The sequence below is a fragment of the Rhodococcus sp. NFXS4 genome (genome assembly GCF_058139645.1).
In genome coordinates, this window is the sequence record NZ_CP192221.1 from 4,313,923 (window position 1) to 4,340,823 (window position 26,901).

Genomic DNA, 26,901 nt, shown 5'->3' on the forward strand with positions numbered 1-26,901 from the left:
AGCACCCGTGCGATCAGTCACCCCGAAAGTGTGGCACACAGTTCGGCAGCGCGCCACCTCGACCGTCGTGGCCTCGATCAGCGGCGACGGGCCTGATTGCGCTCGTAGACCAGCCGCAGTCCCGCCAACGTGAGGTCCGGCTCGATGCGATCGATCGACGAGGAGTCGTCCATGACGAGCGACGCCGTGTCGCCGGTGGCCACCACGACGACGTCGTCGCCGTCGAAGCCGGGCACCTGGCGGCACACCCGGTCGACGATGCCGTCGACAAGGCCGGCGAACCCGAAGATCGCACCCGACTGCATGGCCTCGACGGTGTTCTTGCCGAGAACACCTCGGGGCCGGACCAGTTCGACCTTGCGCAGCGCCGCCGAGCGGGACGCGAGCGCGTCCATGGAGATCTCGAGTCCGGGTGCGATCGATCCGCCCAGGAACTCCCCCTTCGCCGACACGACGTCGACACACGTGGACGTCCCGAAGTCGACGATGATGCACGGGGCGTCGTACAGGTGGTGAGCCGCGAGGCTGTTGACGATGCGGTCGGCGCCCACCTCCTTCGGATTGTCCACCAGCAGAGGCACTCCCGTGCGTACACCGGGCTCGACGACCACGTGGGGAACGTGCGACCAGTACCGCCCCAGCATCGTCCGGATCTCGCGCAGCACCGACGGGACCGTCGACAGCGCCGCGACACCCGTGATGGTCTCCACGTCGGGACCGAGGAGACCGCGGAACGTCAACGCGAGCTCGTCCGCCGTCATCGACGCGTCCGTCCGCATCCGGCGTTGCCGCGTCAGCCGCGCGTGGTCACCGCTGCCGGTGAACACGCCCAACACGATGTTGGTGTTGCGGACGTCGACGGTGAGCAGCATCAGACCGAGACCGTGTCACGCGTGTCCGCGGTGAGTGTGCGCGGCGAGATCAGTCCGGAGCCGGCCGGGCTGTCCGCCGGATCGGTGCCCACCTGGACGGGGCGGTTGTCGGCGTCGACGAACACCACGTTCGGCGCGTACTCGGCGACCTCGGCCGGATCGAGGATGCCGTAGGCGATGATGATCACCAGATCACCCGGATGCACCAGATGCGCTGCGGCGCCGTTGATCCCGACCACTCCCGAACCACGCTGCCCCGCGATGACGTAGGTCTCGAGCCGAGCACCGTTGTCGATGTCCACGATGGTCACCTGCTCACCCTCGAGCAGCGCGGCGGCGTCGAGCAGGTCCTGATCGATGGTCACCGACCCCACGTAGTGCAGATCGGCGTGGGTCACGGTGGCGCGGTGGATCTTCGAGGTCATCATCGTGCGGAGCATGGTGGGTCCTTACCTGTCTGGAGCCGGGCGGAGTTGCGGGCAGCCCGGAGGCCGGTCGGTTGGAGCGGGCAGGCCGGAGGCCGGTCGGTTGGAGCGGAGTCAGGAGTGGCCGAGATGGCGTTGTCCGGCTGCGGATTCCGGATCGCGACCCTGGAATCCGGTACCGAGAGCGACGCCCACGTTGTCGAGCAGGCGCGTGGTGCCCACGCGGGCGGCGACCAGCAACCGGCCGTCTCCCTCCTCGGGTGCGTCACGGAGATCGGCTCCGCGTACCTCGAGGTAGTCGACGTCCACCTCCGGCACCGTGTCGAGCACCGACTGTGCCGCCGCCAGAACGGCATCCGAACCACCCTCGGCAGCATGGGTGCCGGCGATCAGCGCTGCCGACAGTGCCACCGCGAGGGACCGCTGGTGCTCGTCGAGGTACCGGTTGCGCGAGGACAGGGCGAGACCGTCGGACTCGCGAACGATGGGAACGCCGCGGATCTCGACGTCGATGTTCAGGTCGCGCACCATCTGGTCGATGAGGACCAGCTGCTGGTAGTCCTTCTCCCCGAAGTAGGCCGTGGTGGGTGCGACGATGCCGAGCACCTTCGCGACCACCGTCAGCATCCCGGCGAAATGGCCGGGCCGCGAAGCGCCTTCGAGTTCGGCACCGAGCGGACCGGGGTGCACCGTCGTCCGCGGACCGTGCGGGTACATGTCCTGCACACTCGGGACGAAGGCCAGTTCCACCCCGGCTGCGCGCAGCACGTCCAGGTCAGCGTCGAGGGTGCGCGGGTACGCGTCGAGATCCTCCCCCGCCCCGAACTGCAGCGGGTTGACGAAGATCGACACCACGACGACAGCGCCGCTCCGCTTCGCCATCTCCACGAGCTGGACGTGACCGGCGTGCAACGCACCCATGGTGGGCACGAGCGCGACTCGGCGTCCCGCCGAGCGCAGGGCTCGGGTGACCGACCGGACCACATCGGGTGCGTGATGCACCGTCAGTTCACCCGGTGTGTACGCGCCGTCGAGTGCACTCACGGCTGCCTCCTCATTCGTTGTCCCGCAGGACGTTCATCACGGTGTCGTCCGCGCCGGCCCGCTCGGCCGTACGCAGTGACATCGCGCGATAGCCCGCGGCGATCCGCGGGTCGAGATCGGTCAACGCGTCGAGATGCCTGGACACCGTCGCCCCGTCGCCGCGCGCCACCGGACCGGTCAACGCGCCCTGTCCGCTGCGCAGCACGTTGTCCAACGCCGCCGACAGCAGTGGCGCGAGAACCCGCTCCGCCACACCACCGGGACGCTGTTCCACCGGCTGTTGGCCGGGAAGTTCCTCGTGGGCCAACGCGTCCCGCAGCGCGTCCAGGGCGTCGACGACCAGAGTGACCAGGTGGTTCGACCCGTGGGCCAGCGCCGCGTGGTACAGCGTGCGCGCCTCCTCGGGCACACCCACGGGCTCGCCGCCGATCTCGAGCACCAGTCCCTGCGCGATCGCGAGGCCGATCTCGTCGGCCGCCGTGATGCCGAAGCATGCGGTCGCCAGACGGTCGGTGTCCTCGGGTTTGCCGCTGAAGGTCATCGCGGGGTGCACGGCCATCGTCACCACTCCTCGGCCCGCCAGCGGCGCGAGGATGCCGACACCGTTGGCGCCGGACGTGTGCAGCACGAGAGTTCCGGGCGACACCGCATCGGTGCGCGCCAACCCGCGGACCAGCGCGTCCAGTTCCTGATCCGGCACCGCCAGGATCAGCAGTTCACTGCGCCGCGCCACATCCGTGGCCGGCATGATCTCCGCGTCGGGGAGGCGGGTCTCGGCGCGACGCCGGGACGCGTCGGAGACGGCGGCGCAGCCGAACACGACGTGGCCGACGCGTTCGAGCGCCTCACCCAGCGCGGTACCGACCCGGCCTGCGGACACGACACCGACGGACAGGCGCGCCGGGGCGGGGTCGGACGTGACTCGATCGGGGGACAAGAAGGGTCCTCTCGGGGATACAGTTCCAGTCCCGCTCGGCGGGTACCGGACTCATCGACGCCCACACTAGTGTCCGGCGTCGACCGACCGCCATGCGACGCCGGTCACACCCGCGGCGCAGATCTCACTCGGCGGGGCGACTACTCGGCACGGCGGCGCCGGCGACCCGATCCTGTCGACGCGTCCGCGGTGCCCATCCCCGCGAGGATGTCCGCGACGGAGCGCCCACTCGAATGTGCTCCCGATCCTGCGTCGACCGGTGCGTCGGACTCGTCGTCCGGATCCGCAGCGCGTCGTCGACCGCCCGACTGCACGGGTGCGACGGGCGCGGGTTCCGGAAGCTCGGGCTCTTCCGGCTCGGGTTCGGGCTCGACGTCCAGGGTCGGCAGCGGATCGGGTTCCGGCAGCGGTTCCGGCTCGGGCTCGGGTTCCGGCTCGGGAAGGGGTTCCGGCTCGGGGGCGACGGGAATGCTGTCGGCGCGGTGACTCGACGGGTTCCACTCGGGGGTGCGCGGCGACTGCGGTGCGGGTGCCGGATGGAAGGTGCCGTCGTGATCGAACTCGCCGCCGATGACCGATGTCTCCGCCGTGACCGGGTCGTCGAAGGGAGTGGCGAATCCGGGCCGGGAGTAGGTCGGATCGGGGGCGAAGCTCGGCGGGCGGGTGCGCGATCCGGGAACGTACAGACCGGACGGCGCCGGCTCGTAGCCGCTGTAGGAGCGCTCGGCCAGCTCCCGCATCCGCATCGCCTCGCCGGCGATGGCAGCGCGGTCGTCCGGCAACTCGCCGTCGAACAGCATCTCGAGGCTGCGGCGCAGCGACGCGAGTTCGGCTCGGAGAGCACGCATCTCGTCTCCGTCGGCACCGATCTCGGCGCGCACCCGCGACTCGACGCCGAGCTCGTACTCGCGGCGCGCGGCGATCTCCCGCTCCAGCTGGAGCTCGTAGACGGTCTGCAGATCGCGCGCCTTCATCTGATCCACCGCGGCGTCGCGGCGGTACTTCGTCATCGCGAACGCGCCGAGAACGGCGGCCCACAGCGCTGCCACGATGCCCACGCGCAGCAGCGGAACGCTGTCGCTGAGGATCATCAGAACGCTGGCCACCACGCCCAGCAGAACCAGACCGGCGAGAGCCGTGTGGTTGCCGCCGCGTTTCGTGCGACGGTTCGCCTTGCTCCTGCCGGTGTCCGTCATGAATCCCAGGGTAACGGCTCGGGCGGCTGTCGCACTTCACCATGCACGGACAGGGTGTCCGAGGACGGCCGCGATCGGGTCAGTGGGCGGGCTCGTCGGCTCCGTCGTCCGGTGTCCGGCAGCAGTGCTCGAGCCACAGGGCAGCGGCCACGGCGACGATCCCGGCGACGAGGCCGATCAGCGCTCCCGGCGTGTCCTCCGACGCCGCGCGCACCGAGGACCGCAGGGGCAGCAGATGGATCAGCAGACCGGCCCACACTCCCGCCGCCGCTGCACCGACGAGGGCCGCGGCCTTCGCCAGCGCGACGGCGCGCGCGACCGTGATCGGATGCAGCTGGCCGGGCCCGGGGCCGATCCTCCGGGTGCGCAATCGGGACCGCACCAGCAGACCCACGACCACGAGGACGACCGCCACCGGATACAGCGACGCTCCGGCGAACGTCGAGATCGGCGGAACAGACCCGTAGAACGAGGAGGCAATGATCCAGGTGGCCACCACGGCGAACGCCGCGAGCGCGACGAGGTCGCGCACGCGCGTCGGGCTCACGTGGAGTCACCGCCGGCCCGCCCGCAGCGCACCGGGTCCCACAGCCGTGTCTCGGTGCGACGCACACCGGCACGTTCGGACTCCGGCAGCTCGGCCAGCAGGTCGCGCACCGATCGGCCACGCAGCACGGCGTCGGGATCGGCGTCCAGCCACGGTGCGAGGACGAAGGCGCGCTCGTGCGCCAGTGGGTGCGGAAGAATCAGCTCGGGGTCGTCGCTGACGACGTCGTCGCACACGACGATGTCCACGTCGACGGTCCGCGGTCCCCAGCGCTGCACCCGCTCGCGGTGAGCGGCCGTCTCCAGTTGCTGTCCCCGTCGCAACCAGCCCCGGCAGTCGGTGTTCTCGTCGTCCACGATCACGACGGCGTTGAGGAAGTCCTGCTGGTCGATGCCGCCCCACGGGGCGGTGGCGAACACGGTCGACACTGCGACGACGGCGTCACCGAGACCCTCGACCACGGCCCGCAACTGCTGTTCGCTGTCCCCGATGTTGCTCCCGATCGAGAGCACCGCGCGGGTCACGCAGACCTCGATCGGCTCACCACGACGGCCACGTCCGTGAAGGTCAGGGGGATCGGAGCCGACGGCTTGTGCAGGGTGACCTCGACGCGTTCCACGCGCGGATCCGTCAGGACACCGTCGGCGATCTCGCTCGCGACCGTCTCGATGAGATCGCGACTCGGCCCCGCGACGACCGCGGCGGCGGCCTCGGCCAACTCGCCGTAGTGCGCCGTCTTCGTCAGGTCGTCCGATGCCGCGGCCGGGGCAAGATCCATGTGGACGACGAGGTCGACGAGGAAGTCCTGCCCGTCGCGCTTCTCGTGGTCGAAGACACCGTGATTGCCGCGAACGGTCAATCCGCGCAGCTCGATGCGATCGGTCATGTCGTGCCTTTCGGTTCGGTCGGGCCGTGCCACTGCCGGTGCACGGCGAGAGCGTCGAGAGTGCCGACGGCGTCGTGGACGCGCACCCCCCAGACGCCCGCCACGGCGGACAGCACCGAGATCGCGGCCGTCGCAGCGTCGCGGCCGTGCGGAGGGCGAGGCTGCCCGTCGCGGGCGAGCAGAGTGCCGAGGAATCGTTTGCGGGACGCACCCACCAGCACGGGAATGCCCGTGTCGACGAGACGATCGAGTCGGCGGAGCAACGCCCAATTGTGCTCCGCGTTCTTGGCGAAGCCGAGCCCCGGATCGAGGACGATGCGGGAACTGTCCACCCCGGCGGCAACGGCCGCGTCGACCTGACGGAGCAGTCCGCTGCGCACGTCCTCGACGATGTCGCCGTAGTCGTGCTCCTCGGCGGCACCGGGTCGGTGGGTCCAGTCGACGGTGGAACGCCAGTGCATGAGCACCCAGGCGACACCGGCATCGGCGACGACACCCGCCATGTCGGGATCGGCGCGGCCACCGGAGACGTCGTTGACGATGGACACGCCCGCACCGATCGCCGCAGTCGCCACGGATGCCCGCATCGTGTCGACGCTGACGCACACGCCGTGGGCGACCAGCTCCGCGATCACCGGTGCGACGCGCTCCGCCTCGACGGACGGGTCGACGCGGTCGGCTCCCGGACGTGTCGACTCGCCCCCCACATCGACGATGTCGACACCCGCGGCGTGCAGTTCGAGGCCGTGCCGCACCGCGGCGTCGACGTCCAGGTAACGGCCGCCGTCCGAGAACGAGTCGGCCGTGACGTTGACGACGCCCATCACCACGGGCCCGTCCGCGTGCGAAAGCGTGAACACGAGCGGCGCCTATTTGCGAAGGATGAGATCCAGCGCCTCGGACCGGGACACCGCGCTGGACTGGAACACACCGCGCACGGCGGAGGTGGTTGTGCTGGCGCCCGGCTTACGGATTCCCCGCATCGCCATGCAGAGGTGCTCGGCCTCCATCACCACGATGACTCCGCGCGGTTCGAGCTTGCGCATCATCGCGTCGGCGACCTGCGAGGTGAGACGCTCCTGCACCTGCGGCCGCTTCGCGTACAGGTCGACGACCCGCGCCAGCTTCGACAGGCCCGTCACCCGGCCCGACTTGCCCGGGATGTAGCCGACGTGCGCGACGCCGTGGAAGGACACCAGGTGGTGCTCGCACGTCGAGTACATCGGGATGTCCCGCACGAGGACGAGCTCGCGGTGCGCCTCGTCGAATGTCGTTCCCAGCACCTCGTCAGGATCGACGAACAGTCCGCCGAACATCTCCCTGTATGCACGCGCCACTCGAGCGGGCGTGTCCTTCAGCCCCTCGCGCTCGGGGTCCTCACCCACCGCGAGCAGCAGCTCGCGAACGGCCGCCTCGGCGCGCTCCTGATCGAACGTCCGACCGGACACCACGGACACGGGCTCGTCGATCGACTGATCGGCTTGGTTGACGGACACGGGAGGGTCCCTTCGCTGACGGACGCGCTGCCGATGGATCAGAGCAGCCGGAGTGATGTGCGGGCGGGTGCGGCCGCACGGACGAGAGGGTCGGACGAGCGACTCTAGCGCGCGTCCGGGCCCTCCCACCGCTGGGTGTTCGGCGGCAGCTGGGGATCCTCGGCCTCGTCACGCGGAGGCTGGTACTGCCCCTCCGGGTTCTGCGGGTTGCGGTAACGCGGCTCGGGCTGAGCCGGCTCCCCCACACCCGAACCGGGGTACTGCCCGTACGGCTGCGGATCCTGGTACGGCTCCTGATAGGGCTGCGGTTCCCGGTAGGCCTGCGGTTCCCGATAGGGCTGCGGCTCCTGATAGGGCTGGGGTTCCTGGTATGGCTGCGGTTCCTGGTAGGGCTGGGGCTCGTCGTACCCGCGCGGTTCCTGGTACCCACGCGGACCCTGGTAGCCCTGCGGGTCACCCTGACCCTGAGGCTGCCCGTAACCCTGGGGCTGGCCGTAGCCCTGCGGCTGGCCATAGCCCTGCGGCTGGCCGTAGCCCTGCGGCTGGCCGTAACCCTGCGGCTCCGGGTACCGAGGTGCCTCGTTCTCGCGAGGAGGCCATCCCGGTGCGGACCAGCCGGCCGGTGCGCCGTAGTCGGGCATCGAGGAGCCGGAACGGCCGCCGCGATGTGCGCCACCCTGACCGTTCGGGGTCGACCCGTTCTGGCCCTGCCCGTTCTGACCGTGACCGTTCTGACCGTGCCCGTTCTGGGCGTGGCCGTTCTGGCCGTTCTGTGCCTGACCGTTCTGGGCCTGGCCGGCGTAGCTCGGCTCCTTGACGATCGAGACGGGGGGCCACGGCTCCCCGCGCTCGGTCGCGAGCTCGCGCGGCGTCTTCACCGGGGGCTTGGACGACGGAACTCGATCACCGAAGTCGTTGAACGCGGTGATGCGGGGACGCTTCTCGACGCCGGTGAAGATCTTCTCCAGATCCTTGCGCGTGAGTGTCTCGCGCTCGAGCAGCTCGGTGGCCAGGATGTCGAGGACGTCGCGGTAGTCGTTCAGGATGGCCCACGCCTCGGTGTGCGCGGCCTCGATGAGGTTGCGCACCTCCCCGTCGATCTCCCGGGCGACCTCGTGCGAGTAGTCGGACTGGACGCCCATCGAGCGGCCCAGGAACGGATCGCCCTGCTCCTGGCCGTACCGGACGGCGCCGAGCTTGCTGCTCATGCCGTACTCGGTGACCATGGCGCGAGCGATCTTGGTCGCCTGGTCGATGTCGGACGACGCTCCCGTGGTCGGCTCGTGGAAGACGAGCTCCTCGGCAGCGCGGCCGCCCATCGCCATGACGAGGCGCGCGATCATCTCGGAGCGCGTCATCAGGCCCTTGTCGTCCTCCGGCACCGTCATCGCGTGACCACCGGTGCGGCCGCGGGCGAGGATGGTGACCTTGTAGATCGGCTCGATGTCGGGCATCGCCCACGCGGCGAGGGTGTGACCACCCTCGTGGTACGCGGTGATCTTGCGCTCGTGCTCGCTGATGATGCGGCTCTTGCGTCGAGGTCCGCCGATGACGCGGTCCACCGACTCCTCGAGGGCGGCCTCGGTGACCACGGTGCCGTTCTCCCGCGCCGTGAGCAGTGCGGCCTCGTTGATGACGTTCGCGAGATCCGCGCCCGACATGCCGACGGTGCGCTTGGCCAGACCTTCGAGGTCGGCGTCCTGCGCGATCGGCTTGCCCTTCGAGTGCACCGCGAGAATCGCGCGGCGTCCTGCGAGGTCGGGGGCGCCGACCGGGATCTGCCTGTCGAAACGGCCCGGGCGCAGCAGGGCGGGATCGAGGATGTCGGGGCGGTTGGTCGCGGCGATGAGGATGACGCCGGTGCGCTCACCGAAGCCGTCCATCTCGACGAGCAGCTGGTTGAGCGTCTGCTCGCGCTCGTCGTGTCCGCCGCCCAGACCGGCCCCGCGCTGGCGACCGACGGCGTCGATCTCGTCGACGAAGATGATGCAGGGGCTGTTCTGCTTGGCCTGCTCGAACAGGTCGCGCACACGTGAGGCACCGACGCCGACGAACATCTCGACGAAGTCGGAACCGGAGATGGTGAAGAACGGCACGCCGGCCTCACCGGCGACGGCGCGGGCGAGCAGCGTCTTGCCGGTTCCGGGAGGGCCGTACAGCAGCACGCCGCGGGGGATCTTCGCGCCGAGTGCCTGGTAGCGGGCCGGGTTCTGCAGGAAGTCCTTGATCTCGTACAGCTCTTCGACCGCTTCGTTCGCGCCTGCCACGTCCGCGAACGTCGTCTTCGGCATGTCCTTGGTGAGCTGCTTGGCCTTGGACTTGCCGAAGCCCATGACACCGCCACGCCCGCCGCCCTGCATGCGCGACATCACGAAGATGAAGATGCCCAGCAGGATGATCATGGGGAGCAGGAACACCAGGATCGACGTGAACCAGCTGTCCTGCGTCACCTCGGTGTCGTAGCTCTCGGCACCCGACGCGGCGACCTTGTCGAAGATCTGCTGCGACGCGGCGTCCGGGTACTGCGAGATGATCTGCGTCTCGTTGCCGGTGGCGTCGTTGCCGCTCTTCAGCGTCAGACGAACCTGCTGCTCACGGTCGTCGATCTGCGCGGTCTGCACGTTCTGGTCGTCGAGCTGCGCGACGGCGACCGACGTGTCGACACTCTTCCACCCCCGCGTGTCGTCGCCGAAGTAGCTGAAGGCGAAGATCACCAACAGGATGCCGGCGACTATCGCCAGGTTGCGGAACAAAGTCTTGCGGTTCATACAGCGTCGCCCTCGATGGCAGTCGGACTCACAGGCAGGTGGTCATGGTTCGCGTCGGTCGGCCGGCAGCAGTTCTCGATCGTTGCCGGTTGCGCACCGGACAAGCCAGGTTACCGCGGATGCGGACGGCCGGGCGGCGCGCACATCTCGGTCAACGCGCCGACACGCGGTGAGGTTCCCGCGCCCAGCTGCGCGTGACGAGTGTTACCGGTCGGCCGCGGTGCGTGGCCAGGGCCGATGCTGTTCGATCTGTGCCGCGAGCGCCAGCAGTCGACGCTCGGACCCGGGAGGTCCCGCCAGCTGCACGGCCAGCGGAGTCCTCGACTCGGGATGGAGTCCCGCGGGCACACTCACGGCCGGCCACCCCAGCAAGTTCCACGGTGCCGCGAAGGGTGCGTAGCGAATGTTGGCCGCCATGTTGGCTGCCCACCCGCGCTCGCTCCACCGGTCCGCACGGATCGGCGGCGCGGCGAGTGCCGGCGTCAGCACCACGTCGACACTCTCGAAGTACGAGCGCATGCGTCGCGTGAGCGTCTCGGTCTGCGACGGCCGCACGAACCGTGCCGCTCGCCGACCCACCGCGATGTGGCGACGGGTTCGCTTCTGCAGCGCCGACACGTCGAGCCCGGCGGCGTCCGCGGCTCCGCCGGCCGTCCAGCGGGCGAGCTGCCCGAGTGGACTGGCAGGGTAGGGCAGCGCTGCCGTGCTGGTGCGGTGCCCGATCCGCTCGAGCTCCCTGGCGACGTCGAGTGCGGCCTGCCGGAAGTGGGGATCCACTCGCACGACGGGCGACGGCGACTCCACGGCGACCCCGATGCGCGTGGTCTCGGGAGCGTCGACGTAGGCGAGATCCGGATCGTCCGCCATGACCGAGAGCAGGAGCGCCGCGTCGGCGACGGTCGTGGTCAACGGACCGTTCTCCGACATGCCGAACCACGAGCCGTTGCCCAGTTCGGACGGGACGAGGCCGAGCCCCGGCTTGATGCCGACCAGTCCGCAGTTCGCGGCGGGGATCCGGATGGACCCCATGCCGTCGTTGCCGTGGGCGACGGGCACCATGCCCGAGGCGACCGCGGCGGCGGCGCCACCGGACGATCCGCCCGGGGTGAGGTCACGGTTCCACGGATTGCGGGCGATGCCGTCGGCACCGTCCGTCGCGCCCCACAGGCACAGCTCGGGAACCGAGGTGAGACCGACGACCACGGCGCCCGCGCCGCGCAGGCGAGCGACCACCGGGTGATCCGCGGCGGCGGGCGTGTCGGACGTCGCGAGCGAACCGTTGCGCATCGGGTAGCCCGTCACCGGGACGTTGTCCTTGATCGCCACCGGGACGCCGGCGAGCGGCAGGGCGCGCAGATCCGCTCGGACGGCGACCGCGTCTGCTTCCCGGAGCACCTCGTCGGGACGCACCACGACGAACGCGTGCAGGTCGTCGTTCCCAGCGGCGATGCGGTCCAATGCTTCTCGGGCTACCGCGGCAGGTTGGACCCGCCCGTTCCGGACGTCGTCCGCGATGGACGTGGCGGTGGGGCCGACCTGTTCGCGCGACATTCGATCAGCCTCCGTAGACCCGGGGTTCCAGCAGTCCGATGTAGGGAAGGTCGCGGTAACGCTCGTCGTAGTCGAGGCCGTAGCCCACGACGAACTCGTTCGGGATGTCGAAGCCGACGTTCGCGACGTCGACGTCCACCTTCACCGCGTCGGGCTTGCGGAGCAAGGTGACCACCTCGAGCGACGCGGGCTGGCGCGTGGCGAGGTTCTTCATCAACCACGACAGCGTCAGACCGGAGTCGATGATGTCCTCCACGATGAGGACGTGGCGGCCGTGGATGTCGCGGTCGAGGTCCTTCAGGATGCGGACGACGCCCGACGAGGACGTGGACGATCCGTACGAACTGACCGCCATGAACTCGAGCTGGCTCGGGATCGGCAGTGCGCGTGCGAAATCCGTCATGAACATGATGGCGCCCTTGAGAACTCCGACGAGCAGCAGATCACCCTCGGGAGCCCCCACCGGATAGCGAGCGGCGATCTCCTCGGCCAGCTCGGCGATACGCTTGTCGATCTCCTCTCGGGAGATCAGGATCGATGCGATGTCGCCCTCGTACACGGGTGTCCCTTCACTCGCTCGCGGCCCGGCCGGTCCACCGAACCAGGTCGAGCTTGCCACGTCGTCTCTCGACGACCAACCTCTCGACCGGGCCGCCCCCGGCCACCGCGACGCCGCCCTGCCCGCGCCACGCGCCGACGAGATCGTCCACGGCGCGCACCTGCGCCTCGTTGCGCAACGGCACTCCACAGTCGGCCAGCCACTCGCGGATCACCCGCCGACGGAGTGCACCCGGTACCTCCACGAGGGCGGACACCTCCAGCGCGTCGCCGACGCGGGCGGACACGGCGATGTCCGCGGCGAGTGCGTCGAGAACGGCGCCGTCCTCGCGCAGCTGGTCGGCGGTGCGCGCGAGCGCGGCGGCGACACCGCCGTGCAGGACGTCCTCCAGCAGCGGGAGCACCTCGCCGCGGAGTCGGACCCGAACGAAGGACGGGTCGAGGTTGTGCGGGTCGTCCCACGCGGCGAGACCCAGTTCGGCGCACGCGCCGACGGTGGACTCGCGGCGCACGGTCAACAGCGGCCGACCTCGCGGCGGGTCCCAGGCCGCCATCCCCCGCAGCGATCGGGACCCGGATCCGCGGCCGAGTCCGAGCAGGACGGTCTCGGCCTGGTCGTCCAGCGTGTGGCCCAGCAGGATCGGGCGGTCACCGCGGACCGCGTCGAGAGCGGCGTACCGGGCGCGCCGGGCCGCGGCCTCGGGTCCACCCGCCCCGGTCACCGACACGGTCCTCACCTCGGCGCGGGAACACCCGAGGTCTCGTGCCTGCTCGGCGGCCCTGTGCGCCACCTCGGCCGAACCCGCCTGCAGCGCGTGGTCGACGACCACGGCGTGCACCTGTGCGCCCTCGGCCACACAGGCGGCGGTGAGCGCCAGCGAGTCCGCACCACCCGACAGCCCGACGACGACGGCGCGCTCCGGGCAGTGCTCCCCGAACCAGGCGCGCACCGCCCGCCGCACCGTGAGCAGGTGCGGGCCCTCCGGCATCGGGCGTGCCCCGGTCATGCCGGGACGCCGGTCATCCCAGAACTCGCTGCGTCCACTTCTCCGGCGCCTCGATCTCGGAGAGCAGCGGCAACGTGTCCGCGTCGGTCCACACGGTGTTGAAACGCTCCATGCCGACCTGGCCGACGACGGCGTCGACGAACGCCTTGCCGCGGACGTACTGCGCCATCTTCGCGTCCATCCCGAGCAGCGCGCGGATCACGCGCTGCACCGGGTTCTGCTTCCGCGTGCGACGGGCGTCGAAGGCCTTGCGGATCGCCGAGACCGACGGCACCACCGCGGGACCCACCGCGTCCATCACGTGGTCGGCATGGCCTTCGAGCAGCGTTCCGAGCACCAGCAGACGATCGAGTGCCTCCTGCTGCGCGGGTGCCTGCGTCGCCCGGAGCAGACCGATGATGCCGCCGTCGCCGCCGTCCTGCCCGCGGGACCGCACCGCCGCCGCGAGGCGTCCCACGACGTCGGCCAGGGGCTCGTCCGCGCCGCCCTGCAGCGTGGTGACGTTGTCCTTCATGTAGCCCGCAAGCCACGGCGACGACGAGAACTGCACGCGGTGCGTCACCTCGTGCAGACACACCCACAGTCGGAAGTCGCTGGGCCGCAGGCGAAGCGATCGCTCCACGGAGACGATGTTGGGTGCCACGAGCAGCAGCGTTCCGTCCGGACCGGTGAAGGGGTCGTACTGCCCGAGAATGGCCGTCGACAGGAACGCCAGCATCGCGCCCGCCTGCACGCCGCCGGGCTTGCCGCCGAGGAACGAACTGTCGTCGCCGTCGGAATCACTGACCAGGTGCCGCATCGACTCGGACGCGGCGGCGATCCACTCCGGCCGATCGAGCACGCGCGCCGCCGGGACGGGCAGACCGTCGGCGAGGCCCGTGACCTCGCGCACGGGGCCCTCGGCGCGTACCGACGCGTCGGCCAGTTCGCGCAGCGCCGCGTCCGCGGTGTACCGCGACGTCTTCGGACCCCGTGGTGCGAGCCGGGCACCCGTCCGGGCCGCCAGACCCCAATCGATCACACCAGTGTCGGACATGCCCTCACCCCTGTTCTCTCTCGAAATCGACCGGTCAGGTGCAGCCGCAGGAGCGGAGCGTCGACGCGAGTGCGTCCAGGGCCGGACGACCGACCTCGGGCGGCCTGTCGTTGGACATCAACGCGAACGTCAACACCCGGCCGCTCTCGTCGGTCACGTATCCGGCCAACGCACTGGCGGTCGAGAGCGTTCCCGTCTTGGCGCGCAGCCACCCCGCGGCCGTGCGGTCACCCGACGCGTAGCGGGCGGCGAGCGTGCCCGTGGCACCGGCGACGGGCAGGTAGTCGAGCATCGGCCGCAGGTTCTCGGTGCCGGACCCGGCGGCCCGGGTGACGAGCGCGCCCAGCACCCGGGCAGGGATGAGATTGTCGACGGAGAGTCCGCTGGTGTCCTCGAGCGTGACTCCGGTGACGTCGACGCCGTTCTTCTGCAGTGTCTCCAGGACGGCGTCCGTGGCCCCGTCGAACGACGCGGGCCGGCCCACCTCCTCGGCGATCTCGCGACCGACGGCCTCCGCGAGCACGTTGTCCGAGAACCCCAGCATCTGCCCGAGCCGCTGCCGCAGAGGCGCGGACTGCACCGTCGCGAGGGATCCGGCACCGGACTGCGCGCGACCGTCCGTCACGACGGCCGGGTCCAGGCCGAGAGCACGCGCCAACGCCCTACCGGCGTCGAGACCGGGAGTGGCGCTGCGCGGCGACTCGTCGACCGTCGGCACCGAGCGACCCCCGTCGAGGGTGATCGGTTCGATGGGTGCGATGTATCCGGCGGCCACGTCGCCGGGGAACCAGCCCTGCGCCTGCTCCGGCCCCGAGTACGCGCCGCCGTCCACGGCGATGGACGTGACGGTCGTGCCGGACCTGCGGATCTGTTCGGCGAGGTCGTCGATGCGGGCTCCCCCGTCGTAGAACCCGGGTCGCCCGACCGGCTCCGCCGTGAGCGTGGGGTCGCCGTCACCGACGAGTACCACCTGACCGGCCGCGTCGCCCGCCACGACCTTGGTGGTCACGCGGTGGTCGGCGGGCAGCGCCATCATGGCGGCCGCGGCCGTGAGGATCTTGGTGGTCGACGCCGGCGTCATGGGGGTGTCCGCTTCGGCGCTCCACAGCACCTCACCGGTGATCGCGTCCGCGACGGATCCGGTGAAGCGGCCCAGATCGGGATTGCGCAGGGGTGCGGCGAGCACCGCCTCCAGGCCCGCCGGGCTCGGTTTCGGCGCGTCGGGTGAGACCGGAACCACCTGCGGGGCGGGCAGAACGGGCGACGGCTCGGGTGAGGTCGCCACGGGTGTCGAGTCCTCGGAGAGCGTGGGGGTGATCAGCGCGACGCCGACGATCGCCAGCACGAGCACCACGACCGAGGCTCCGATCAGCAGCACGCGCGTGCGTAACGGCGTGCCGGACGGCCGCTTCCCTGAGCTCACGTCTCTCCTCCACTCGCGGGTCCGTGGCCGTTCTCCGGCGATGCACCTCTCCTCGCACCCTATCGACGCGGCCGGTTACTGTCTGACCACCGGCGCGTCCTTCGATGCGCCCGACAGACGACTGCACGACAGTACGTGGCCGCCGAGCAGGTAGCCGGGCCACCGAGCAAAGGACAGTGGACGTGAAGTTCGACGTGACCATCGAGATCCCCAAGGGTCAGCGCAACAAGTACGAGGTCGACCACGAGTCCGGGCGAGTACGCCTGGACCGCTACCTCTACACGGCGATGGGCTACCCCGCGGACTACGGCTTCATCGAGAACACCCTCGGTGAGGACGGCGATCCGCTCGACGCGTTCGTCCTGCTGCCGGAGTCCGTGTTCCCCGGTGTCCTCGTCGAGGCCCGCCCCGTGGCGATGTTCAAGATGGTCGACGAGGCCGGCGGCGACGACAAGGTGCTGTGCGTCCCGGCGGGCGATCCGCGGTGGGACCACATCCAGGATCTCTCGGACGTCTCGCAGTTCGAGCTCGACGCGATCGAGCACTTCTTCCTGCACTACAAGGATCTCGAGCCGAACAAGCACGTCACCGGATCCAACTGGGTCGGCCGCGCCGAGGCCGAGGCGGAGTTCGAGGCATCGGTCGAGCGCCTGAAGAACCAGGGCGACCACTAGAGACCGTCGGAAACCCGGATGCGGTGCTGTCCGCTGATAGCATCGCATCCGCGGTCCCCCGGGCCGTGTCAGGACGAACGAGCCACGACGTAAGGGTGCGGTACCACCGATGAGTGACGCTGTGAGCGACCGGAGAAATCCCACGTCCGAGGCGGTCTCGACCACGACGCAGTTCCCGTCACTGCCGGTGACCGTCGTGCTCGACCGCATTCCGTTGGCCGTCCTCGCCGTCGAGCCCGGCGGCACGGTCGTCTTCGCCAACGAGGCCTTCGACGAACTGATGGGCTTCGACGAGGAGTCCCCCCGGTCGAACGAGACCCTCACACTGCAGGACATCTTCCCGGCCAACGAACCGCTCGGAGTCAACATCGCCGAGACGTTCCTGACCACCGTCGCCACCCGCGCCGACTCGCTCTGGCGCATGACGGACTCGAAGGGCGACATCCTCCAGGTCCGGGCGAGCAAGTCGATCCTGCGCCGCGCTGAGGACTCGGTGGTGCTCGTCGTCCTCGAGGACTTCACCGATCAGCTGTGGAACGACCCGAAGAGCGCCTTCCGCTGATCGGGCCGTTCCACCAGGGTCTCTACTACTTGCCCTGGAACGACGCGGGGCGCTTCTCGAACACCGAGGTGATGGCCTCCGTCAGATCCTCGGACGGCAGGAAAGCTGCGTTCCACGCGGCGACGTAGCGCAGCGAATCCTCCACTGCCGCAACGCGACCGTGGTCGAGAACCGCCTTGATCCCGTGCACCACGAGAGGCGGGTTCGCCGCGATCTCGGTGGCCGTGGCACGCGCTGCGGCGAGCACGGCCTCCGCGTCGTCGAACACGTCGTTGACCAGACCGATCTGCTGCGCCCGGGCACTGTCGATGTCTTTTCCGGTCAACGCGAGTTCGCGAAGATGACCGTCGCCGATGATCGCGGGCAGACGGGCGAACGACCCCATGTCCGCCACGATGGCGACCTTCACCTCGCGCACACTGAACTTCGCGTCCGCGCTGGCGTAGCGGATGTCGGCGGCCGAGATGAGATCGATCCCACCGCCGATGCACCACCCCTGCACGGCGGCCACCACGGGCTTGCGGCAGTCGGCCACCGCGTTGATCGACGCCTGCATGCGCTTGATCATGTCGTGGAACGTGCTGCGCGGACCGGCCTGTGCCTTGTCCCCCATGACCGCACCGAAATCGCCTGCCATGGCGGGCAGGTCGAGACCGTAGCTGAAGTTGCGGCCCGAGCCGGCGAGCACGATGGCGCGTACCTCGGGGTCCGCGTCGAGCGCGGAGAAGACGAGAGGCAGTTCCGACCAGAAGTCGGGACCCATCGCATTGCCCTTGTTCGGGCCGATGAGGGTCACCGTCGCGACATGGGCGTCTGTCGTCACCGTGAAGGCTTTCCACGCATCCGTGTGTGTCATCCGGTCAGGATAGCCAGCGCTCCCGCTCACCGGATGTCCCGGCGGCGTGGACTGACTATCCTGCGACCATGACGCGGATCCACCATCCCGCTGCGGCACACGTGTCGGACGTTCTGATCGCCCGAGGTCATCACGGCGTGATCGTGACGCAGTCCGAGCCGACGCACACGGCGCGTCAGGCCGCGGCGGTGAGCGGGGTTCCGCTCGGTGCCGTCTGCAAGTCGCTGGTGTTCCTGCTCGACGACGACCCGGTGTTGCTGCTGGTGTCGGGTGCACACAACGTGGACCTCGATGCCACCGGTCGACGTCTCGAGGGCACGCTGACCCGCGCACCGATCGACGTGGTCGAACACGCCACCGGGCAACCGGTGGGCGGGATCGCTCCCGTGGGCCACCCGACGAATCTGCCGACGTTCGTCGACACGGCGCTGGAACGCTTCGAACGGCTGTGGGCTGCAGCGGGTCACCCCGCGACCCTCTTCCGCACGACCTACCCCGAACTGCTGCGCATCACCGCCGGGCTCGCTGTGGACATGGGCCCCGAGACCCGCGAGGGCTGAGCCTCAGGACGCGCGCAGACGCCGAACCTCCAGGGCGGGCACCACCTCGGTGGTGATCGCCCGGACGACGGACTCCCGCGTCTGCTCCACCACCGGACGCAGGGTCACGCCGTCCGCCACGTCGACCGTCACGATGTCGGCGACAAGGCCTGCGAGACCCGACGCGGTCCCGACGTACTGCAGCGTGCCGGGGCGAGGCTTGCTGTCCGACGCCAGCACCTCGCGGCGGGCGGTCCGGGCGTCGGCGGCGATGTGCACGTCGATGTCCACCACGACACGAGCACCGGGGTGCTCGGCCTTGAGGGTCGCGTAGCGGCTCTGGGCCTCGGAGAGATCGGCGGCGGAGAACCGGACGACGTCCGGGGAGGTACCGGAGACGCCGTCGAGGAAGACGAGGGAGTCGGAAGACACCGTGGTCATGAGTTGTCCAGTCAGTCGTGGGTGCAGCGGTGGCTGTGAGGTGAAGTGAGTCGCACGATCACCGGACCGGACAGGCGCTCGAGGTCGCACGGCAGAGGTCGACGTGTCGTCGACCCCACAACCTGCTCCTCGTCATGATGCTGATGCTAACGATCCGGTGGTGACGCGATCCCGCAGTGAGAGGCACGTCACACGCACCGCCTCCACGAACCGGTCGACATCGTCGGCGGTGGTCCCCAGCCCGATGCTCGCCCGCACGGCACCGTCGGCCGCGCCTACCCGCGAGAGGAGGGGGTGGGCGCAGAACTTCCCGGCCCGCACCGCGATGCCGTGATCGTCGGCCAGTGTGGTGGCGAGTGCACCCGCGTCGACACCGTCGACGGTGAAGGACACGATGCCGACGATGTCGGCGGAGTCGCTCCACAGGCGGAGGACCGACACACCGGCCAGAGCGGTGAGCCCGCCGAGCAGGGCGTCCGTGCACTCCTGATCGTGAGTGGCGATGGCACCGTGGCCGATCGCGCCGATCTCGTCGCACGCCGCGGCGATCGCGACGGCGCCGAGGAGATTGGGTGTGCCGGCCTCGTGCCGCGCCGGGGACGGCGCCCAGTCGATGTCGACCGACGCACCGAGGACGGACACGTGCCGGGTGGCTCCACCGCCAGCGAGGTACGGCTCGGCCACATCGAGCCAGTCACGCCGTCCCACGAGCACTCCCGCTCCGAAGGGCGCGTACAGCTTGTGACCACTGAAAGCCAGGTAGTCGATGCCCGCCGCGGTGATGTCCACGGCGCGGTGCGGAACGAGTTGCGCCCCGTCGACGAGGATGCGGGCACCGTGTCGGTGCGCCAGATCCGCGAGTCGATCGAGGGGCAGGACCTCGCCCGTCACGTTGGAGGCACCCGTGACGGCAAGCAGCGCAGCAGGTCTCGACGCGAGTTCGTCGCCGAGCCGAATCAGAGTCTCCTCGACCGAGTCCGCCGATCGCACCACCCGGCGGTTCCGCCACGGCAGCAGATTCGCGTGATGCTCGATGTCCAGCACCACCGTGTCCCCGGGAACGCAGCCCGCCAGGAGATTCAGCGCGTCGGTGGTGTTCCGCGTGAACACGACCACGTCGTCGGGATCCGCGCCGCAGAAGCGGTGCACCGTGTTCCGGGCGGACTCGTACTCCCGGGTGCAGACCTGCGACTTGTGGCCGGCGCCGCGGTGCACACTCGCGCAGTGCGGCAACACCTCTCGTACTCGCTCGACCACCGCGTCGAGCGCGGGAGCGCTGGCCGCGTAGTCGAGATCGATGCTGCGAGTGGTGCGGCCGTCGGCACACGTCACCTGCTGGTCGCGGCCGTGCACGGATGCGATGGGGCGCTGCAGAACTGTGGTCATGATGAATCCCTCCGTCGAGGGATCGACGCACGGCACGAGGGCCGCGATCTGACGAGAGGCGTCGATCCGCGCTTGCCGCCTCCGTCGTCGGAGCGCGGCCAGGTCGTCACCCGGAGCACCCCACCGCGGAGGAGGGTTGCCGACCAGCGAGCCGGGGCTTGATGCTGGTACTCGTGACCTGGAAGCAGGATGGCAAACGGTCGCCCGAGTTGTCAACCGGTTCGCCGCACGCGCGCCGGGTCGGCGGAGTTGTTCACCAACCCGCAAACTGGGCGTGCAATAACGTGTCGTCACACCCGCCAGCGTTCCGTCGTCCCTGTTCGATGCGAGAGGCCGTTCGTCTTGTCACTGCAGACCCGTGTTCCCGAGGCCTACCTCCGTTCCTCCGTGGCGGCCCCGGTGCGCACCCTCGTCGACATCCTCGAGGACACCGCGCGGGCATTCCCTGATGCGCCGGCCATCGACGACGGCGACACCACCATCAGTTACAGCGAACTGCTCGACAACATCGACGAGGGCGCTCGGTGGCTGTCCCGACACGGCGTCTGCGCCGGCGATCGCGTCGGGGTCCGCATGCCGTCGGGCAGTTACTCGCTCTACGCGGCCATCCTGTCGGTCATCGCCGCCGGTGCGGCCTACGTCCCGGTGGACGTCGACGACCCGGACGAGCGGGCCGAGCTGGTGTTCTCGGAGGCCGGCGTCACCGCGATCATCGCGGACGGCGGCGTCACCCGAACCGACACCGCGGGGACCGGGCGCGCGGTCGGCCATCCCACACCCGACGACGACGCCTGGGTCATCTTCACCTCGGGCTCGACCGGCAAGCCCAAGGGCGTCGCGGTGAGCAATCGCAACGCGGCGGCGTTCGTGGACGCCGAGGCACGACTGTTCCTGCAGGACCGACCCATGGGCCCGGGCGATCGAGTGCTGGCGGGGCTCTCCGTGGCGTTCGACGCGTCGTGCGAGGAGATGTGGCTCGCCTGGCGCAGTGGCGCGTGCCTCGTTCCCGCGCCTCGCTCCCTCGTGCGCAGTGGCATGGACCTCGGCCCCTGGCTCGTCGCACGTGACATCAGCGTGGTGTCGACGGTGCCGACACTGGCGGCGCTGTGGCCTCGCGAAGCGCTCGAGGACGTCCGGTTGCTCATCTTCGGCGGCGAGGCCTGTCCGCCGGATCTCGCTGAGCGACTCGCTGTTCCGGGCCGCGAGGTCTGGAACACGTACGGCCCCACCGAGGCTACCGTCGTCGCCTGCGCCGCTCTCATGGACGGTGTCGGACCGGTGCGCATCGGGCTGCCGCTCGACGGATGGGACCTCGCCGTCGTGGGCCCGGACGAGGAGCCGGTCGCGGTGGGCGAGGTGGGTGAGCTCGTCATCGGTGGCGTCGGCCTCGCGCGTTACCTCGATCCGGTGAAGGACGCCGAGAAGTACGCTCCCATGGCGACTCTCGGATGGGACCGCGCCTACCGCAGCGGCGATCTCGTGCGGCTCGAGCTCGAGGGGCTGCTCTTCCAGGGCCGCGCCGACGATCAGGTGAAGGTCGGCGGGCGCCGCATCGAGCTCGGTGAGGTGGACAACGCCCTGCAGGCCCTCCCCGGCGTGAGCGGCGCAGCCGCCGCAGTGCGGACCACCGGCTCCGGAACACCCGTGCTGGTGGGCTATCTCGCCAGCACCGACCCGGACTTCGACCTCGTCCGCGCGCGCGAGCTCCTCGCGGAACAGCTTCCCGCCGCTATGGTTCCGCGTCTCGCACTCGTCGACGAACTGCCCACCCGCACCTCCGGCAAGGTCGACCGCGCGGCTCTGCCGTGGCCGCTGCCCAAGCGTGGTTCGAGTCCGGACGACACCTCTCTCGCCGGGACCGCCGGATGGGTGGCCGAGCTGTGGAGCGACGTGCTGGGCGCCGAGATCGGATCCCTGGACGCGGACTTCTTCGCTGCCGGTGGCGGATCGCTGTCGGCCGCACTGCTCGTGACTCGATTGCGCGAGCGTTTCCCCGAGATCACGGTCGCTCAGCTCTACGACCATCCGCGACTCGGCTCGCTCGTCGCGTTGCTCGACTCGCTCGTCCCCCCGCCGGTGACCGAGAAGCGCATCGTCGTCCCCACACCCCGGACGGCCCAGGTGGTGCAGGTCCTCGCGACCCTGCCGCTGACGACGCTGACCGGGCTGCAGTGGGTGACCTGGCTCGGCATCATGGCGAACACGTTCAGCTGGTTCGCTCCCCGCCCCTGGCTGCCGACGGTGTCCTGGTGGTGGCTCGCGCTCGGGTTCCTGCTGTTCGTGACGCCCGTGGGCCGGATGGCGATCTCCGTCGCCGGATCACGGCTCCTCATGCGCGGCGTCACGGAGGGCGCCCATCCGCGCGGCGGCAGCGTGCACCTCCGGCTGTGGACCGCCAACCGGTTGACCGACGCCAGCGGTGCCTCGAACCTGTCGGGCGCGCCGTGGATGGTCTACTACGCCCGCGCACTCGGTGCGACGGTCGGCCGCGACGTCGATCTGCACACCCTGCCTCCGGTGACCGGCATGCTGACTCTCGGTGACGGCTGCTCGCTCGAGCCCGAGGTCGATCTGTCCGGCTACTGGATCGACGGCGACGTCGTGCACATCGGCTCGATCGAGGTCGGCGCCGGCGCCACGGTGGGTGCGCGGTCGACCCTGCTCCCCGGAGCCAGGATCGGCCGCCGCGCCGAGATCACCGCGGGGTCGGCCGTCTCCGGCAAGGTCAAGGCCGGTCAGCAGTGGTCCGGCTCGCCCGCCGCGAAGGTCGGCAAGGCGATGCACCCGTGGCCCGACGAGGCGCCGCCGCGCGGTCGCGGCTGGGTGCCCGTCTACGGCGTGACGTCGCTGTTGCTGTCGGGACTTCCCCTCCTGTCCATTGCCGCGGGCCTGCTCCTCGTCGCTGTCGGAGTCGCGCACGCGACCACACTGCCCGGTGCGATCGGCCTCGGGCTGGCGCTGCTCGCTCCCGCCACCGCGGTGTCGTTGCTCGTCTTCGCAGCGGTCACGCTCGTGTCCGTGCGGTTGCTGTCGATCGGGCTGATTCCCGGCCACCACGCGGTACGCAGTCGCATCGGCTGGCAGGTGTGGGCCACCGAACGCCTGATGGACTCGGCCCGTACGTTCCTCTTCCCGCTCTACGCGAGTCTGCTCACTCCGGGATGGCTCCGGCTGCTCGGCGCGACCATCGGCAAGGACGTGGAGGCGTCGACGGTCCTGATGGTCCCGAAGTTCACGACAGTCGGCGACGGTGCGTTCCTGGCGGACGACACCATGATCGCCAGCTACGAGCTCGGCGGCGGCTGGATGCTGCTCGGCGAGGCCAAGGTGGGCAAGCGTGCGTTCCTCGGCAACTCCGGCATGGCGGCCGCGGGTCGACGCGTGCCGAAGAACGGCCTCGTCGCCGTGCTGTCGGCCGCACCCGCCAAGGCGAAGTCGGGATCGTCGTGGCTCGGCAGCCCGCCGGTGCGCCTGCGCCGAGCGCCCAACTCGTCCGACACCACCCGCACCTTCGACCCGCCGCGGCGACTCAAGATCGCCCGCGCCGTGGTCGAGACCTGTCGACTCGTGCCCGTCGTCGTGTCGTTCGGCATCGGGTTCGGCGTGCTCGCCGCCCTGACCTGGATCGCCGGAACGCTGGGCTACTGGGCCGCCGCCCTGCTCAGCGGCGCCGTGTTGCTGATCGCCGGCGCCGTCGCGGCCGGAATCTCCGCCGTCGCCAAGTGGTCGCTCGTCGGCCGCATCGGTGCGGTGGAGCACCCGCTGTGGAGTTCGTTCGTGTGGCGCAACGAAGTGGCCGACACGTTCGTCGAGGTCGTCGCCGCCCCGTGGTTCGCCCGCGCCGCCGAGGGAACCCCGGTGCTGAACCTGTGGCTGCGCTGGCTCGGCGCCCACATCGGGAAGGGAGTCTGGTGTGAGACCTACTGGCTGCCGGAGGCCGACCTCATCACCCTCGGCGACGGTGCCACCGTCAACAGAGGGTGCGTCGTGCAGACACATCTGTTCCATGATCGGATCATGAGCATGGACACGGTGAGTTTGGGGGCGGGAGCCACGCTGGGCCCGCATTGCGTCGCACTGCCCGCAGCGGGAATCGGGGCAGGTGCCACGGTCGGACCGGCCTCGCTGGTCATGCGCGGCGACACCGTCCCCGAGTCGAGCCGGTGGCAGGGCAACCCCATCGCACCCTGGACCGAGAAGTGATGCCGGACTCTCCCATCGACCCGTACCTGCCGCAGAACGGCAACCGCGGGTACTCGGTCGAGCGATACGCCCTCGACCTCGAGTACAAGGTGCAGTCGAACCGCCTGTCCGGCAAGGCCGTCGTGCATGCGGTGGCCACCCGGTCGATCACCAAGTTCTCACTCGACATGGGTCCGGCCCTCACCCCGTCCAAGGTGAGTGTCGCCGGAATGCGCGGTGTCCGGTTCACCCATCGGGGCGGCAAGCTGACGGTCACGCTGCAGCGTGCCATCGACGAGGGCGCCTCCTTCACGGCCACCGTCGCCTACAGCGGCAACCCCGCACCGATTCGCAGCGTGTGGGGTGAGGTCGGGTGGGAGGAGCTCACCGACGGCGCCCTCGTCGCGAGCCAACCCAACGGCGCCGCATCGTGGTTCCCGTGCGACGACCATCCCAGTTCCAAAGCGGCGTACACCATCTCGATCACTGCCGATTCCCCGTACCACGTCGTCTCGAACGGCACACTGACGCGGAAGTACGTGAAGTCCTCGCGCACCACCTGGGTGTACGACCAGCCCGAACCGATGGCTTCGTACCTCGCGACCGTGCAGATCGGCCAGTACGAGAAACACCGGGTCAGCGACTCTCCCGTGCCGATCGACGCGATCCTGCCGGCGCATCTGCGCCAGAACTTCGATCACGACTTCGGCCGTCAGCAGCAGATGATGGAGACGTTCGTCGAGTCGTTCGGCCCCTATCCGTTCGAGTCGTACTCCGTCGTCGTCACCGACGACGAGTTGGAGATCCCCGTCGAGGCACAGACGCTGTCAATCTTCGGCGCCAATCACTGTGACGGCGACCGCGAGTACGAGCGACTCGTCGCCCACGAACTGGCGCACCAGTGGTTCGGCAACAGCCTCACCATCGCGCGGTGGAGCGACATCTGGTTGCACGAGGGCTTCGCCTGCTACTCCGAGTGGATCTGGTCGGAGAGCTCGGGCGGACCGTCCGCGCACCAGGAGGCCACCCGCGCACACAGCCGCCTGTCGTCCCTGCCGCAGGACATCGTGCTGGGAGATCCAGGACCGGAGGACATGTTCGACGACCGCGTGTACAAGCGCGGAGCCCTTGCCCTGCACGCACTTCGGCGCACCATCGGCAACGCGGCGTTCTTCGATCTGATCCGCGAGTGGACCACGACCTTCCGCCACGCCACCGTGGCGACGTCGGACTTCGTCGGGTTGGCGAAGCAGTACGGCAGCACCGACGAGTTCTGGGAGTCCTGGCTCGAGAAGAAGCGGCTACCCCGACTGCCCTGACGGCAGGTGCGACCGCGTTCTCGTCGCGACGAGCACCAATGACACCGCTGCGAGAACCGCACCGGCCGTGAACAGTTCGGGGTAGGTGATCGCGTCGGGGAACTCCTGCACGAGCAGCGCCAGGATCGCCGGCACCGCGAAGCCGAGATAGGTCACCGAGTAGAACACCGCGGTGAGTCCGGCCAGATCACGCGGTCCCGCGATGCGCTGCACCTCCTGCAGGCCCGACACCATCGCCATGCCGTAGCCGCACCCGAGCACCGCGGCGGCGAGCAGCGCCATCGGGATCGTCAGCACGTCGGCGGCGACCGAGACCAGCACCATGCCGACGACGATGATGCCCAGCGCGACCAGGACGGCGCGCGCACTCGACGCGGTGTCGATGCGTCGGCCGACGGCCTGGATGGCGAAGCCGGACGACAGCGCGACCACGCCGAGCAGTGCGGAGAACGCGATGGGGAACGCGCCGGAGTGGTCGGCCATCAGACCGGGCAGCACTGCGTACGCGACGCTGGCCGCGCCGAAGACCCACGGCGCCATGGGAAGAACGACGGACACGAACCGACGGTGACCTGCCGACGGGATACGCAGATCGGACAGCAGCGAGGCGCCGTCCACCGCACGCGCTCGCGTCTCGGGCACCCCGAGCAGGGCCACGGTGGCCAGTGCTGCCAACGCGACGTGCACCAGGTACGGCAGCACCTCGGGCCACGGCGCCCACTGCGCGAGCACGCCGGCGACCCCTGCGCCCGTGGCGAATCCGCCCGTGAGCGACATGGCGGCACGGCGGGCACCCGAGCCGTCCGCGGACAGCTCCTTCAACCAACTGCCGCCGACGGCCATACCCAGCCCCAACGCGATGCCGCTGAGCACGCGGCCGGTCGCGAGGATCGGGGCCGAGTGCGCGCCGAGGGCGATGACGAGAGATCCCGCGGCGGCGACGGCCGGCGCGGGCACCATGAGCGGCCGCCGTCCGTAGCGATCCGAGAGCGGGCCCCCGATCAGCAGGGCCGGCACGATGCCGACGACGTAGGCGAAGAGGAACACGTCGACGACGACGGGTGAGAAGCCGTGACCCTCGCGGTACATCACGAGGAGCGGCGTGAATTCGTTGCCGCCCCAGGCGACGGCGAGCATGCCGAGCGCCACGGGCAGCCAGGTGCGGGTGGTGGTCGTGCGGTCGAGAACGGTCATGG

25 protein-coding genes and 1 riboswitch are annotated in these 26,901 nt (G+C 70.0%); of the genes, 5 read left to right on the forward strand and 20 right to left on the reverse strand.

Going from position 1 to position 26,901, the window contains the following annotated elements:
- Positions 1 to 77: 77 nt before the first annotated feature.
- The 16 genes from J4E04_RS20370 to dacB form a co-directional block, all read right to left on the reverse strand.
- Positions 78 to 872 (reverse strand): type III pantothenate kinase, encoded by a 795-nt coding sequence (locus tag J4E04_RS20370; protein ID WP_490149485.1) that lies wholly within the window; start codon positions 870 to 872, stop codon positions 78 to 80.
- Positions 872 to 1,312, reverse strand: a complete 441-nt coding sequence (gene panD / locus J4E04_RS20375) for an aspartate 1-decarboxylase (RefSeq protein WP_027506465.1) — start codon at positions 1,310 to 1,312, stop codon at positions 872 to 874. Before panD ends, J4E04_RS20370 begins: the two co-directional genes overlap by 1 nt.
- A gap of 99 nt (positions 1,313 to 1,411) precedes the next feature.
- Positions 1,412 to 2,341 (reverse strand): pantoate--beta-alanine ligase, encoded by a 930-nt coding sequence (gene panC / locus J4E04_RS20380; protein ID WP_490149486.1) that lies wholly within the window; start codon positions 2,339 to 2,341, stop codon positions 1,412 to 1,414.
- A gap of 10 nt (positions 2,342 to 2,351) precedes the next feature.
- Complete coding sequence (locus J4E04_RS20385; protein ID WP_222646810.1) at positions 2,352 to 3,278, reverse strand: Rossmann-like and DUF2520 domain-containing protein; 927 nt, start codon at positions 3,276 to 3,278, stop codon at positions 2,352 to 2,354.
- Between the two features lie 140 nt (positions 3,279 to 3,418).
- Positions 3,419 to 4,474: a DUF6779 domain-containing protein gene (locus J4E04_RS20390; protein ID WP_490149487.1), complete on the reverse strand. Its 1,056-nt coding sequence runs from the start codon at positions 4,472 to 4,474 to the stop codon at positions 3,419 to 3,421.
- Positions 4,475 to 4,553: 79 nt separating this feature from the next.
- A complete protein-coding gene (locus J4E04_RS20395) occupies positions 4,554 to 5,021 on the reverse strand; it encodes a DUF3180 domain-containing protein (protein WP_490149488.1) in 468 nt (155 codons plus the stop codon).
- Complete coding sequence (gene folK, locus J4E04_RS20400; RefSeq protein WP_027506470.1) at positions 5,018 to 5,545, reverse strand: 2-amino-4-hydroxy-6-hydroxymethyldihydropteridine diphosphokinase; 528 nt, start codon at positions 5,543 to 5,545, stop codon at positions 5,018 to 5,020. The genes J4E04_RS20395 and folK overlap by 4 nt, the downstream gene beginning before the upstream one ends.
- The gene (gene folB, locus J4E04_RS20405; RefSeq protein WP_328810809.1) at positions 5,542 to 5,907 is read right to left on the reverse strand and encodes a dihydroneopterin aldolase; all 366 of its coding nucleotides are present in this window, start codon (positions 5,905 to 5,907) and stop codon (positions 5,542 to 5,544) included. The genes folK and folB overlap by 4 nt, the downstream gene beginning before the upstream one ends.
- Positions 5,904 to 6,731: a dihydropteroate synthase gene (gene folP, locus J4E04_RS20410; protein WP_490150585.1), complete on the reverse strand. Its 828-nt coding sequence runs from the start codon at positions 6,729 to 6,731 to the stop codon at positions 5,904 to 5,906. Before folP ends, folB begins: the two co-directional genes overlap by 4 nt.
- Positions 6,732 to 6,776: 45 nt before the next feature.
- Positions 6,777 to 7,403: a GTP cyclohydrolase I FolE gene (gene folE / locus J4E04_RS20415; protein ID WP_027506473.1), complete on the reverse strand. Its 627-nt coding sequence runs from the start codon at positions 7,401 to 7,403 to the stop codon at positions 6,777 to 6,779.
- Positions 7,404 to 7,507: 104 nt separating this feature from the next.
- Entirely contained in the window at positions 7,508 to 10,171 is a 2,664-nt protein-coding gene (gene ftsH, locus J4E04_RS20420; RefSeq protein ID WP_490149489.1) for an ATP-dependent zinc metalloprotease FtsH, read from the reverse strand.
- Between the two features lie 204 nt (positions 10,172 to 10,375).
- Entirely contained in the window at positions 10,376 to 11,722 is a 1,347-nt protein-coding gene (locus J4E04_RS20425) for an amidase (protein WP_490149490.1), read from the reverse strand.
- A 4-nt stretch (positions 11,723 to 11,726) separates the two neighbouring features.
- Positions 11,727 to 12,281 (reverse strand): hypoxanthine phosphoribosyltransferase, encoded by a 555-nt coding sequence (gene hpt / locus J4E04_RS20430; RefSeq protein WP_027506476.1) that lies wholly within the window; start codon positions 12,279 to 12,281, stop codon positions 11,727 to 11,729.
- 10 nt (positions 12,282 to 12,291) lie between these two features.
- Complete coding sequence (gene tilS / locus J4E04_RS20435) at positions 12,292 to 13,287, reverse strand: tRNA lysidine(34) synthetase TilS (RefSeq protein WP_285187300.1); 996 nt, start codon at positions 13,285 to 13,287, stop codon at positions 12,292 to 12,294.
- A gap of 13 nt (positions 13,288 to 13,300) precedes the next feature.
- Complete coding sequence (locus J4E04_RS20440) at positions 13,301 to 14,323, reverse strand: zinc-dependent metalloprotease (RefSeq protein WP_027506478.1); 1,023 nt, start codon at positions 14,321 to 14,323, stop codon at positions 13,301 to 13,303.
- Positions 14,324 to 14,357: 34 nt separating this feature from the next.
- Complete coding sequence (gene dacB, locus J4E04_RS20445) at positions 14,358 to 15,746, reverse strand: D-alanyl-D-alanine carboxypeptidase/D-alanyl-D-alanine endopeptidase (RefSeq protein WP_490149491.1); 1,389 nt, start codon at positions 15,744 to 15,746, stop codon at positions 14,358 to 14,360.
- 182 nt (positions 15,747 to 15,928) lie between these two features.
- Between dacB and J4E04_RS20450 the strand changes: the two genes are divergently transcribed.
- Together J4E04_RS20450 and J4E04_RS20455 are read left to right on the forward strand one after the other, a co-directional pair.
- Positions 15,929 to 16,420 (forward strand): inorganic diphosphatase, encoded by a 492-nt coding sequence (locus J4E04_RS20450; RefSeq protein WP_027506480.1) that lies wholly within the window; start codon positions 15,929 to 15,931, stop codon positions 16,418 to 16,420.
- 109 nt (positions 16,421 to 16,529) lie between these two features.
- Entirely contained in the window at positions 16,530 to 16,982 is a 453-nt protein-coding gene (locus J4E04_RS20455; protein WP_027506481.1) for a nitrogen regulation protein NR(II), read from the forward strand.
- A gap of 25 nt (positions 16,983 to 17,007) precedes the next feature.
- Here J4E04_RS20455 and J4E04_RS20460 read toward each other — a convergent pair whose 3' ends face one another.
- Complete coding sequence (locus J4E04_RS20460; RefSeq protein ID WP_027506482.1) at positions 17,008 to 17,838, reverse strand: crotonase/enoyl-CoA hydratase family protein; 831 nt, start codon at positions 17,836 to 17,838, stop codon at positions 17,008 to 17,010.
- A 68-nt stretch (positions 17,839 to 17,906) separates the two neighbouring features.
- On the opposite strand from J4E04_RS20460, the gene J4E04_RS20465 reads away from it, so the two are divergent.
- A complete protein-coding gene (locus J4E04_RS20465; RefSeq protein ID WP_027506483.1) occupies positions 17,907 to 18,398 on the forward strand; it encodes a YbaK/EbsC family protein in 492 nt (163 codons plus the stop codon).
- A gap of 3 nt (positions 18,399 to 18,401) precedes the next feature.
- On the opposite strand, the gene J4E04_RS20470 is transcribed toward J4E04_RS20465, so the two are convergent.
- The gene (locus tag J4E04_RS20470) at positions 18,402 to 18,818 is read right to left on the reverse strand and encodes a hypothetical protein (RefSeq protein WP_037186306.1); all 417 of its coding nucleotides are present in this window, start codon (positions 18,816 to 18,818) and stop codon (positions 18,402 to 18,404) included.
- A 132-nt stretch (positions 18,819 to 18,950) separates the two neighbouring features.
- A complete protein-coding gene (locus J4E04_RS20475) occupies positions 18,951 to 20,204 on the reverse strand; it encodes an aminotransferase class V-fold PLP-dependent enzyme (protein WP_490149492.1) in 1,254 nt (417 codons plus the stop codon).
- A gap of 63 nt (positions 20,205 to 20,267) precedes the next feature.
- Positions 20,268 to 20,383, reverse strand: a riboswitch (SAM riboswitch).
- A 163-nt stretch (positions 20,384 to 20,546) separates the two neighbouring features.
- Here J4E04_RS20475 and J4E04_RS20480 point away from each other — a divergent pair.
- The gene (locus tag J4E04_RS20480) at positions 20,547 to 24,407 is read left to right on the forward strand and encodes a Pls/PosA family non-ribosomal peptide synthetase (RefSeq protein WP_490149493.1); all 3,861 of its coding nucleotides are present in this window, start codon (positions 20,547 to 20,549) and stop codon (positions 24,405 to 24,407) included.
- Positions 24,407 to 25,705: a M1 family metallopeptidase gene (locus J4E04_RS20485; RefSeq protein ID WP_285187296.1), complete on the forward strand. Its 1,299-nt coding sequence runs from the start codon at positions 24,407 to 24,409 to the stop codon at positions 25,703 to 25,705. Before J4E04_RS20480 ends, J4E04_RS20485 begins: the two co-directional genes overlap by 1 nt.
- On the opposite strand, the gene J4E04_RS20490 is transcribed toward J4E04_RS20485, so the two are convergent.
- Positions 25,688 to 26,899, reverse strand: a complete 1,212-nt coding sequence (locus J4E04_RS20490; RefSeq protein ID WP_027506487.1) for an MFS transporter — start codon at positions 26,897 to 26,899, stop codon at positions 25,688 to 25,690. The two genes, J4E04_RS20485 and J4E04_RS20490, sit on opposite strands and share 18 nt — an antisense overlap.
- Positions 26,900 to 26,901 lie beyond the last annotated feature (2 nt).